This is a genomic window from Leptolyngbya sp. FACHB-541 (assembly GCF_014695875.1).
Lineage (GTDB): Bacteria > Cyanobacteriota > Cyanobacteriia > Elainellales > Elainellaceae > JAAUTN01.
Genome location: NZ_JACJPC010000110.1, coordinates 375524 through 387770 on the forward strand (window position 1 = coordinate 375524; position 12247 = coordinate 387770).

The following is a 12247-nucleotide window of genomic DNA, read 5'->3' on the forward strand; positions in this document are numbered from 1 at the left end:
GGACTCATGCAAACCAATAATCCTTAGCTGCGCCGACCGTGCCGGAGCCAGTTCCAAACTTTAGCAAGGGTTTCTTCTATCCAGACCATGCCTGAATCGATCCATTCCAGGAATTGCTCTAAAGGATGTTTGACGTAGCCGACAAGAGTAGCTTCCGTTTCAATCCAGGTGGTTTGCAGGTCAGATGAGCTTTGAGGATTGGGTTGATCTAGCTGTCCGGCTGCGTCTGGTTGGGAGGGTTGTAGAGCCGAGCCAGTTTCAGGGGAGGGAGGCATTGGGGCGATCGCTACTGTCTTTCCTGAGTCTTCAACCTGGGCTAATCTCTTCTCTGACCAGACCGTTCTCAAGCTTGGCAAGATTCTGCTGAAGCGATTTGCCTGAGGATTGGCTTGAGAATTTGCCTGAGGAGAATCTTGCCGCTTACCCGCAAACGGAAACACACCGCTAAAGCGAGAACTTTTTAGCAGGCGCATAGGTGTTGCGGCTGAGGGATTCAAAGTTGCTCGCTGCCGTCGTTCCCAAGGATTGACCATTGCCGCTGAAAACTCCGTCATCTCAATAAAGCCGCTAGTGTCGTCATCCTCAGTCCAGGGATCGTCAGCCCCAAGCTCAGTAAAGTTAGCAAGGTGGGTGTAGGCGATCGCTTGATCAGCTTGCAGTCTTGCGACCAAAACAGATTCGTGGAATAAGTTGGTGGCGATCGCCACCGAGCCGGTCTGCATCCACGCCATTAGCCGCCGAAACAGTCGCACGGGAGGCAGTGCATTTTGGTGAACTTCGGGTAGCGGCAGGGGAAACGGGACCGGCTGCTGCTCCGCCCACAAGGCTCGTCGGGTTCGCCAGTACTGAGCCACTTCCCAGACAATGCGTCGGTGTAACTGAACCTGCTGCTCAGTCGTCAAAATGTCTAGAATCTGACTCTGATTGGTAACTAGCACCAAGGAACGGCTGGTCAACGAAGATGCAATACCAATGATTTTGCTGGAGGGGGAAAGTGATCGCGCGGTTCCATTTGCACTGATAGTCCCATTCCCATTAACAGCCCCATTCCCATTAACAGCACTGCTTCCACTGATAGTGCCGTTCTGACTGACAGCAATTCCTGCTTCGGTTGTCTTTCCAAACGCCCTGTGTTCAATCGCACCGTGTTCAGTCGCACTATATTTAGCTGCATCGTGACGGACTGTTAGTCCATCAATCTGAATCGCTTGCACAGTCAGTTCAGCCTGATCCTGAAGCTGAGACAGATCGGATGAGGCGGCTAGCTCCAGCGCCGTTTTCACCGTTGGCAGCAGCGCGAACGCTTCTACCGTCTGCAACACTTTATAGATTGGCGTATCAGAACTGAGGGTAGGTTCGGGCCGGGGAGGCGCGTTGACGTGCTTCACTTTCTCAATTGCCTTCTCGACTGCCTTGAGCCGAAGTGAAGTCGTTTGCACCGCCTGGCGAAGCTGCTGCGCCGTCACTCGTCCCGTCTGAAACGCCACATAGGCTGGATATAGCAAAATTTGCACGCCCCAGGTAGCGGTCGTTTTAACTGAACGAACAGTGCGTCTGATCTGTTCACTCAATTGCAGCGATCGCCGATTGAGAAAGTTAAATACGCTGCTCTGATAGCGACCGGGGGAAGGCATGGGTCGAGGGGGAATGCAATGCTGAGGGGGAGTGAGGGATTCTGTTGTACAGTCGGGGGAAGCCATACGAATGCCCTGATCTTAGTCGAAAGATGACCGATGTTACCTCAGTTGCCCAAAATCAAATGCCGCAAAATGCTGTCTTAACTGTCATGGAGCAGATCGATCAGGCGATCGCCCATTTGCGTCAACTGACCCAGCTCGATATTCAGGCAAACTGGCATTACTGCCTTGAGGATTTATCGATTGCGGACGCAACCCAACCTGAACGGTGGAAAGAGTGGGCGACCGCTTCCCTCAACTCACGGCATCACGTCGCCTGGGCAAAAGGACAGCAAGTGCTGTGGCTGGGACAAACTCTGACCATTCCGCCAGCTTTGGAAGGATATTTCCTGGAAGGGCTGGCTTTGCGGCTGGCTATGGTCTGGTGGGCAGAGGACGCGCAAATTTTTGTGAATGGGGAGCTGGTGCAGGAAGGCGATATTTTTGACGCTTCCACCCGAATTTTGCTTAGCCCATCTGCCAAACCGGGAGAGCAAATTCACGTTGCGCTGCGGCTGGTCAGTCCCGGTCATGACGATGGTGCGCTGGTCAAGTCGCTCTGCCTCTACGAAAATTCGTTTCCCAATTCGCCTACTCCTGAACCGGGATTTGTGGCAGATGAGTTGGCTGTTTTGCAGCGATATCTCACCGCCTTTGCACCCGAAAAGCTGGAAACGCTAGCGACTGCCGTTGCTCAACTCGATTGGGCAGCACTGCGGGATCAATCTATAGCGGCTCGTCTTCGCTTTGACCAATCGCTGCAAGCCCTGCGACAAGAACTTCAGCCGTTGGGTGACTGGCTAAAACAGCGGCAAGTTCAGCTTGTGGGACATGCCCACCTGGATCTGGCGTGGCTGTGGACGGTAAGTGACACCTGGGAAGCAGCAGAGCGCACCTTTAAGTCGGTTCTCTCGCTTCAGCAAGATTTTCCTGAATTGACCTTCTGCCACTCGTCACCTGCACTGTTTGCCTGGATCGAACAGCACCGACCGGAGCTGTTTGCAGCAATTCAAGCCCAGGTTGCAGCGGGTACCTGGGAAATCGCAGCGGGGCTTTGGGTGGAGCCAGAGCTAAATTTGGTCAACGGTGAGTCGATTGTGCGGCAGGTGCTTTATGGTCAGCGCTATGTGCAGGAAAAGTTTGGCAAACTGAGCGCGATCGCCTGGTTGCCCGACAGTTTTGGGTTTTGCTGGCAGCTTCCGCAAATTCTCAAGCAAGGGGGCATTGAGTACTTCGTCACCCAAAAACTGCGCTGGAACGACACGACAGAATTTCCCCATGAACTGTTTTGGTGGCGATCGCCCGACGGCACTCAAATCCTCAGCTTCATGTCGCCCCGCATCGGTGAAGGTATCGATCCGCTAAAAATCTCTGAATATGCTTCTACCTGGGAAGCCAAAACCACCATTCAGCAATCTCTTTGGCTTCCTGGCGTAGGTGATCACGGTGGCGGACCCACTCGCGACATGCTAGAAGTCGGTCACCGCTGGCAGCACTCCCCTTTCTTCCCCCAACTCACCTTTAGCACCGTCCTGGACTACCTGCGATCGCTGCCTCAGATGGGCAATGCCTACCCCCCTTCCCTAGTCCCTAGTCCCCACCAGCCCCCAACCCCTTCCCTCCCCACTCTAAACTCCGAACTCTACCTCGAATTCCATCGTGGCTGCTACACATCTCACGCCGACCAGAAATGGTGGAATCGTCGCTGTGAAAGGCTCCTGTATCAGGCTGAATTGTTCAGCTCTGTGGCAACTCTGGTTACAGGTGGAAATTATCCTAAAGCGGAAATCGAAAGTGCCTGGAAACAGGTGCTTTTCAACCAGTTTCACGACATTTTGCCGGGTTCTTCAATCGCAGAAGTCTTTGACGATGCCAATCAAGCCTGGATAGAGGCAGAGCAAACCGGAGAACAGCTTTTGGTGAAGGCACTGGAGGCGATCGCCACTCAAATTCATCTTCCTGCTCCACCACAGCCTGATTGTCAGCCCATTGTGGTCTTCAATTCACTGAACTGGGCGCGATCGGAAGTCGTCGCAGTTCCCGTTTCTGAAGCAAATTTAGAATGGCGAGTTTTCGACCTGGAGGGATGTGAACTTTCCTGCCAGATGCAGCGGGATCATGATGCTCATTTGCTGTTTCACGCGAAAAGTATTCCTGGATTGGGCTATCAAGTGTACTGGTTGAAGGGCGATCGCCTCACAGGGGAAACTGCTTCGCACTCTTCTCAAATTTTGGCTGAATCATCTGCCCCTTCAGAGGCTTGGGTACTGGAAAACGAAACTCTGCGGGTCAGCATCGATCCCGAAACGGGAAACCTGAGCAGCGTGTTTGACAAAGTGCAGCAGCGGCAGGTGTTGAGCGATGCGGGCAATCAGCTTCAGTTTTTCAAGGATAGCGGTCAGTATTGGGATGCCTGGAATATTGACCCTGACTACGCCAAACATGCTTTGCCAGCAGCAAAGCTGAAGCAAATTTGCTGGCTAGAGCGGGGTGAAATTCAGCAGAGGCTCAGAGTAGTACGCCAGTTTGGGCAATCGGAATTTCAGCAAGATTACATTTTGCAGCGGGGATTGCCCGTTCTCAAAATCGCCACTGTCGTCAACTGGCAAGAAAGCCAGGTGTTGGTGAAAGCAGCTTTTCCGCTCAATTTGAAAGCCGACTTCGCGACTTATGAAATTCCCTGTGGGGCGATCGCTCGTCCCACGCTTCCTCCCAATGACCAAACCAATGACCAAGCCGATACTGCCTCACTCCCCGATGCGGTTCGAGCTAAGTGGGAGGTTCCAGCCTTACAGTGGGCTGACCTGAGCCAGTCTGACGAGGGCATTCACTATGGCGTGAGTTTGCTGAACGACTGCAAGCATGGATACGATAGCCAGCCGTCTCAGTTGCGGTTGACACTGCTACGTAGTTCAGAATGGCCCCATGCCGCAGCCGATCGCGGCATTCACCGATTTTGCTATGCGCTTTATCCTCATAGTGGCGACTGGCAATCAGCCGAGACGGTGCATCGCGGCTATGAGCTAAATCAACCGTTGCTGGTGGTCAGCCCCAAGCAGGAAGGCAACCGCAAATTGTTGCCACCAACCGGACAATTCCTTCAGCTAGAATCACAAAACCTGGTTCTTACTGCCTTTAAGCAATCAGAACAGGGCGATCGGTGGGTTTTGAGAGTTTATGAATGTGAGGGGCGATCGGCAGAGCTAAGGCTGACGGATCTAGGAGATCTTCTGTCTAAATATTTCGATCGTGAAACTGCCCAAATCACAACTCTGCTGGAGGAGTCAGATGGTTCTTCTTTAGAGCAAGAGACAGGAGCTTTTCACATTTCTCCCTGGCAGATCGCAACGTTCACATTTAAACAACAGCGCGATCAACAGCCCGATCGCCTTAAATAAAGGCAATTTTCAGGAATCAGGCGGTCTCAGATCGTAGATCAAAGGGCAGCTTTTGAGGGTGAGTGGGTGCCCATGTCAAGAGCATTAAAGATTTCCAATTTCAAAATTGGCAACCAACAGCCAACACTTGTGCGATCGCCCGCATAATCTTGAAGTAAGCCTGGTGCTGAAAACCTTTCCTCGTCCTATCGCTAAGTTTGGTGTGACCTGAGTTCCATGTCATCAATTTACTGTAGTCAAAGTCATGAGAACCCACCAGGCAGTCGATTTTGCCGATTGTGTGGCGAGAAGCTTGTGGTCAATAGCCAGGTATACCCAGGCTCAATTGCTCAAGGGATAGACACGACGATTGGTCTGCGCTATCGAATCAAGCGGCAGTTAGGTCATGGTGGCTTTGGTCGCACTTACCTGGCAGAAGATTTAAATCGGTTTAACGAACCGTGCGTGCTGAAAGAGTTTGCCCCCCAGGTCCACGGAACCTACGCCCTACAGAAAGCAGAGGAATTGTTTGAGCGGGAAGCAGGCGTACTGTACAAGCTTCAACACCCCCAAATTCCCCGCTTTCGAGAATTGTTTCGGGCAGATTTTGAGAAGCAGGCGCATCTATTTCTAGTTCAGGATTATGTTGAGGGACAAACCTATCGGCAGCTTTTAGATGCGCGTAAGCTTCAGGGAATGAGCTTTACTGAGTCGGAAGTGATGCAGCTTCTGATTCAGCTTTTGCCTGTGTTGCAGTACATCCATAGCGTTGGAGTAATCCACCGAGACATTTCGCCCGACAACTTGATTTTGCGCTACAGCGATCAGCTACCTGTGTTGATTGATTTTGGTGGCGTCAAGCAAGTGGCAGCGGCAGTTTCGCAATATGTGCAGGGAACGATGCAGGCACAGCCGATGTCTGCGCCAGAGACTCGACTCGGCAAGGTTGGCTATGCTCCCGAAGAGCAAATGCAGCTTGGCAGGGCTTATCCTCACAGCGATTTGTATGCATTAGCGATGACGGTGTTGGTGCTGTTGACGGGCAAAGAGCCGCAGGAGTTTTTGGGCAGCTTGCCGCGCCGCAACTGGAGTCAGGAACTAAACCTCAGTCCAGGGCTGAGTGCCATATTGGAACAGATGCGATCGCCCCGCCCCAATGATCGCTACCAATCCGCTGCGGAAGTCTTGCAAGCACTGGGAATTACCCCCGTCGATCTTGGCTACGTTCAAACCCAGCCGCCCCCCAGCTACATTCCCCCTGCGCCGCCTAACTCTGAGATTCAGGGAACTGTGGCGATCGCCCCCCCTGTCACACCTCACAGCCCTACACCCTACGCCCCTACACCCCACACCCCCTCTCGCCATGGTTTTGGCTTTGGTAAACTTCTGGTAGTGCTAGCTCTAATTTCGGGTTCCGCCGGGGCGGGCTGGTGGGCAACCACAAACTGGATCTTGCCAGAACGGACACCCGACCCACCTACAGAAGAAGCTGTTGAGCCAGGTTCCGATGAGTCTCCCCGCTTCTCAGAGGCAGAGCAAGCCCGCAAAGCAGAACTTCAAACACAGCGAGAGGAATTAGGCATTCCCTACGAGTTTTACGTCAACCTGGCAAATGCGACGTTTTACGAACGCTATCCTGACCAGCGAGGACGCACCCTCACTGATGGTCCGGAGGATGAAGAATGGCGATCGCACTGGGACGAGATCGCCGCTGAGTGGCTGGATACTCTAGAAACTAGCCTCAGCCCAGAAGCGCGCGGACAGTTGGGCAGCTATGACGAAGGCGATCGCGAACAGTGGAAACAGCAAGCCAATCAGCTTTATGTTGGCAGTCGATCGCTCTATGACCTGGCAGATGCTCAATTCTTTCATCTGTTTCCTGAGCAGCGAGGCAAAGATTTTCTCGACCAGCCACTGGGACAGGTGTGGCAAGGAATCGTGTTTGACCGCTTGAGAACCTTGCAAGATGGCTCAATGCTGGAACAGATAAAGTTTGACGCTGACTCCTACAGCGAACAGTTAGAGGAAAGTCTAGAGCCAGGAGAAGGTCGAGTCTACACGGCTAACCTCTCAGAAGGGCAAATTCTGCGCCTGGATTTAGATGCTCCCTCTGACGCTACTCAACTTTCGGTGTATCTACCTCGCCCCACGTCTAACCTGCCCGTTTTGCTGGAAGACTCTACAGACACCCGCTGGTCGAGCAAGCTGCCCCAGTCGGGCTTCTATGAAGTGGTAGTGGTCTCAACTGCCTCGGAGCCAATCGACTATCAGCTTGACCTCACCGTTGATAACGTCACCTCATCGCCTGTGGAGCCGGAAGAACCGGAAGCCCCAGAAGCCAAAAACTAGTGTCTGCATCCCTCACAGCTACTTCCCCATAGCAACCCCACAAGCTACCCATGTCTCTAACCCATGTCTTTACTAGAGCATTCGCTGGAAAATTATGAAGATAGGTTGTTTGAATTAGAAACGGCTGATCCGCTGCCGTCGGTCGAGCAAGTTTTAGATGTGTTGACGGCGCGAGATGTGGTTCATGCATTGTTGTGCGATCGCACCAGAGATGTCATCCGTCGCCCTGCCGTCCTCACGTACCTCGATCGCCGTCTGCGAAAGCAGTCTGACAGAATCACCCGGGTAGCTGACCTAGAAGATCTGCGAACCAGCTTTCACCCTAAAGCTGAAGCTTGGTGGTGGTTCTTTGAAGCTCCCGTCCCAGTTTACTGGTGGGATCGGTTCGATCGCCTGTGGAATGCGCTGGCGATTTTCCTATCGCTGCTCAGTCTGTTTGCGCTGTACAGCATTTCTACCCGGTTTTTGAGTGGCGATCGCGACACTCTGGGCTCAGTTGTGGTTGCCTTACAAACAGCACTCACAGGTTTAGTAATTGGCGGAGTCGTAACCAAAGATGGTCATATGACGATCGATCGCGTTTTGACCACGCTCAAAGTCCCCATTCACTTTAAGCAAGAAGGGCGGCTGATTCTGGTGACGCTGCTGCTGGCATCTCTAATTGGTTTTCGGCTATCTTTTCCGCTAATTGCTAATGCCTACACCTTCAATGGCGCAAAGGATTATGAAGCGGGGCGGCTGGTCGAAGCTCAGTTGAACTATCAGCGGGCAATCAACCTCAACCCAGACAACCTGGAGGCTCGATTTAAGCTGGCACTGGCGCTAGAAGATTTGGGCGAATTGGAAGATGCCAGCCGCGAATATCGCATCGTCAGCAGCAGCCGCAAAACTAACCCAAATGCGCTGAATCTAGAAGGATTGAACAACCTGGCGCGTTTATACATTTTGGCTGAAGACTATGACGAGGCGATTCCTTTACTCCTGCAAGCAAAGGATCAGGTCAAACCTGAAGCAGAATATCTGCGGTATTCCATTCTTAAAAACCTGGGTTGGGCCAGGTTGGGCCAGGAGCGCTATGACGAAGCGGAGGTATATCTACAGGAAGCCATTAAAGTCAACAATGCTATGGCACCCGCACACTGCTTGCTGGCACAGGTGTTGGAGGAATTGGATCAGCCACAAGACGCGATCGCCGTATGGGAACGCTGCCTCTCGTCTGCGAAGGTGACCGACCCAGATGAGGATAAGTGGTATGGAATGGCGAGAGAAAGATTAGGAGAAATGGTGCCTCAGACGGTCTTTCAAAGTGAAGATGCCCCAACTGAATAGACTATATTTCTTGCGAAAGGGGCATCTCGCCCCTTAAGTGGACAAGCTATTCGCTCTACGGATTATTTAATTTACAGTTTAAATTCAAGGTTAAAGAGGTTCTTAAGAGATTCAAAGGAATGGAACTTGATAGTTTGCTGCAGCATCTACACAACATGAAGGATGCATTCAGTATGAGAATTGCGCTTTTATATACTCAGGGTCTAATTCTTAAATTAGTTAGTTTAATTGGGTGCTTGAGCGATCGCCTTTAACGCCGCAACGGGAAGCGTTGCCGCAATAAGAACTGTCAGCGATCGCATCGAATCAGGGGTTGCACAGTCTAAATTGGAAGGATATCGATCCCGTACTACACGAGGGTCATTTTTGCATTTTGAAGCAAGTAGCAGTCACCAAGCTAAATTGGAAACTAGGTAAAACAGGTCATGCGGCGTGAAAGTTTCACTTTTGTTGTTTTGGGCTTAGCACTGGCGGGGTTAGGCTACGTAATTGCTTATGATCTGGCTACTGCACAGCAATCCACCTCAATCTTCCGATCGTCCGAGCGTTCAGAGGCGATCGCCCGCATCGTTGATATTAACAACGGTCGAGTGGCCCGCAAAAGAGTTAATGCTCAGGATTACCAACTCGTTGATGTCAACACAGACCTCTTTGCAGGCGACCTGATTTTGCCCGAGGGCAATGCTGTTGTTCTGGTTCAGTGCAACGAGTCTGGAACGGTCTGGCGAGTCCCAACAGGCAGCCCCTCCGGAGTAAGCAGCGGTTGTGCGTCTCCCGATCGCTTCAACTTCGGTCCCAGATAACTCTAAAATAAATTTTTCTTTAGAATAATTTTTCTCAATAGCTCTCCCTTACTAGCCTTTGATGCCCAACCCCTAGTCGCACCTCCTCCTATCTGACCAAATAGGGCGATGAGGAAATCGCTCTAAAGAGTTAGACTCTTGGGTTAGAGGATTCACCTGCCAGAACAGAGCAACACGGGAGATGAGCGATGCAGCAAACGGCTCTGCTTTGCCTGATTTTTGTTAGCCTGATCGTTACTGGATGTAGAGGGACACTACCGCCGATCGCCAGTCCAACCTGCTACGAAACCACCAACCTAGCGGATGAGAGTGGGCTCTATCCCGTTCGCCAAAACAACCAGGTCGGTTTTATTAATCGCAGCGGGTACACCGTCATTGAGCCTCAGTTTGACGAAGCCTGTGGGTTTTCTGAAGGATTATCTCTGGCTGCTGTAAATGGCAAATGGGGCTACATTGACCGCACCGGGGAATTCGTTATCCAGCCTCAATACGATTACGCAGAGCATTTTGTTGGCGGCATCGCGTTTGTTGAAAAAGATGGTCAGTTTACCTACATTGATGCATCAGGACAGCTAGTGGCTGAGGTTGCCGGACAGGTTTCTTACGAGGATGGCAGCCGCAACGCCACCTGGAAAGTACCCAGCACCTTTGTCGATCGCCGTTCTGGTAGAGAAGTTCGCAATCCGCAGCGAGAAGCAGAAGCGCGCGAAAGAGATTTTGTCCCCGCACCGCAGGTTGAGATTGACCAATATGAGGGGTACAGCTACGCCTCTGAAGGGTTTATGGCAGTGCAGGTGAATGGTAAGTGGGGCTATATCGACCAGAGCGGAAAATTTATCATCGAGCCACAGTTCAGCAACTTTAGACCTTTTTCTGAGGGGCTGGTGGCCGTGCAGGTCGGCGACAAATGGGGATACATGAATCAGCAGGGAGAATTTGTGATTCAGCCTCAGTTTTCCGGTGTCAAAGATTTTTCTGAAGGGTTAGCAGCGGTGAGCTTGGATCCTAAACAGTCTGAGTGGGGATATATCAACCGTTCAGGAGACTTTGCGATCGCCCCCCAGTTTGACGGCTTTGCAGAAAACTTTGATGGCGGGCTAGCCCTAGTAAACCATGACAGCGTCGATTACTATATCGATCCTCATGGGCGCATCGTTTGGCAATCGACCAAAAGCTGGCTCGTGACCGCAATCCATTTTGTTCAAGATTTTTGGGCAATTCGGGCAGGGTAAGCAGGTGAAGGATAGATGGAATTCCAGGAATCTTTGAAAATTAACCTCCATTTCTCACTCCCAACCCTCAATTTCCACTCTCCAAACCTTAATCTCTAATCCTCAATTCCTAATACACCATTAAGATTGGAGTATGTGTGATTTAAATGTGAATTATGACTGCCAACGTTGAAATTTACACTTGGGCTTCTTGTCCTTTCTGCATTCGAGCTAAAGCACTGCTGAATAAGAAGGGAATTGAGTTTACCGAATACCCCATTGATGGTGATGAACAGGCGCGAGCAGTAATGGCTGAACGGGCTCACGGTAGACGTTCCTTGCCCCAAATCTTTATCAACGATCAGCACATTGGCGGCTGCGATGACCTGTATGCACTCAACTCTCGTGGCAAGCTAGATGATCTGCTAGCCGCATAAGAACTTGGACATAGCTGCTTTGCGGTTTAATGTAGAGTTGCCCAAGTGCATCGCTGGAGAGTGGCTGCGTGAAATTTACGTTTATTATTGACCCGATTCAAAAGCTTGATCCTGGTCACGACACCAGCGTGGCGCTCATGGAGGCAGCACAAATGCTGGGTCATGAGGTTTGGGTGACGGAGGCAAGATTGCTCAGCGTGACGGGTGGCAAGGCCTGGGCTGAGCTACAGCAAGTGCAGATCACTCCGGCGCAGTTGGTCGATGGACACTGGGTAGTGGAGTCAAACTGGTATCAGCTTGGCGATCGCACCCTCCTCTGCCTGGAGGAAATGGACGCCGTGTTCATGCGAACTGACCCGCCCGTGAATGTGCCCTACCTCTACGCCACCTACATTCTGGACTATGTGAATCCGGCAAAAACGCTGGTGGTTAATTCGCCTGCTGGACTGCGCCTGGCGAATGAAAAAATGTATGCGCTTCAGTTTGCTGATGTGATCCCCAAGACGATCGTGAGTCAAGATAAGCGGGTGATCCGGCAGTTTATTGAGCAACAGGGTGCGGCGGTAATTAAACCGCTGGGTGGTAAAGGCGGCGAGGGAATTTTGCTAATCGAACCAGGCGATCGCAACTTCAATTCTCTGGTCGAAATCAGCACCCAAAACCAGTACCCGATCATGGTGCAAACGTTTTTGCCAGAAGCTAAAGACGGTGACAAACGGGTAATTCTGCTAAACGGTGAGCCCATTGGTGCCGTGAATCGGATTCCGACGGGCAGTGAGTTTCGCGGCAACATGGCAGTGGGCGGACGGGTGGCTGCGGCAGAGGTTACTGAGCGCGATCGCCAAATTTGTAGCCTCTTAGCCCCTACGTTGCGGCGAGATGGCTTAATCTTTGTAGGAATTGATGTGATTGGGGGCTACCTAACTGAAGTAAATGTCACCAGCCCAACCGGAATCCGCGAAGTGGATCGGCTCAATAATGTGCGACTGGGTGAACAGGTGATTCGTTGGGTGGAACAGCAACCCGCAATCCGTTCGGTCTGAGAAGCGTTTGGGGCGATCGCCC

Annotated in this window: 8 protein-coding genes; 7 read left to right on the forward strand and 1 reads right to left on the reverse strand. The window is 51.8% G+C overall.

The annotated features are described in order from the left end of the window. Window positions 1-23 precede the first annotated feature (23 nt). Window positions 24-1700 (reverse strand): hypothetical protein, encoded by a 1677-nt coding sequence (locus tag H6G00_RS24200; RefSeq protein ID WP_190798686.1) that lies wholly within the window; start codon window positions 1698-1700, stop codon window positions 24-26. A gap of 26 nt (window positions 1701-1726) precedes the next feature. On the opposite strand from H6G00_RS24200, the gene H6G00_RS24205 reads away from it, so the two are divergent. The 7 genes from H6G00_RS24205 (at window position 1727) to gshB (ending at window position 12225) form a co-directional block, all read left to right on the forward strand. Continuing rightward, window positions 1727-5074 (forward strand): alpha-mannosidase, encoded by a 3348-nt coding sequence (locus tag H6G00_RS24205; RefSeq protein ID WP_242042456.1) that lies wholly within the window; start codon window positions 1727-1729, stop codon window positions 5072-5074. Window positions 5075-5290: 216 nt separating this feature from the next. Continuing rightward, a complete protein-coding gene (locus tag H6G00_RS24210) occupies window positions 5291-7402 on the forward strand; it encodes a serine/threonine-protein kinase (RefSeq protein ID WP_190798687.1) in 2112 nt (703 codons plus the stop codon). Window positions 7403-7465: 63 nt separating this feature from the next. Next, window positions 7466-8731: a tetratricopeptide repeat protein gene (locus tag H6G00_RS24215; RefSeq protein ID WP_190798688.1), complete on the forward strand. Its 1266-nt coding sequence runs from the start codon at window positions 7466-7468 to the stop codon at window positions 8729-8731. Window positions 8732-9156: 425 nt separating this feature from the next. Beyond that, on the forward strand, window positions 9157-9534 hold the full coding sequence (locus tag H6G00_RS24220) for a hypothetical protein (RefSeq protein ID WP_190798689.1): 378 nt from the start codon (window positions 9157-9159) through the stop codon (window positions 9532-9534). A 188-nt stretch (window positions 9535-9722) separates the two neighbouring features. Further along, complete coding sequence (locus H6G00_RS24225) at window positions 9723-10766, forward strand: WG repeat-containing protein (protein ID WP_190798690.1); 1044 nt, start codon at window positions 9723-9725, stop codon at window positions 10764-10766. Between the two features lie 155 nt (window positions 10767-10921). Continuing rightward, on the forward strand, window positions 10922-11182 hold the full coding sequence (gene grxC / locus H6G00_RS24230; RefSeq protein WP_190681909.1) for a glutaredoxin 3: 261 nt from the start codon (window positions 10922-10924) through the stop codon (window positions 11180-11182). Window positions 11183-11250: 68 nt separating this feature from the next. After that, entirely contained in the window at window positions 11251-12225 is a 975-nt protein-coding gene (gshB, locus tag H6G00_RS24235) for a glutathione synthase (protein ID WP_190798691.1), read from the forward strand. Window positions 12226-12247 lie beyond the last annotated feature (22 nt).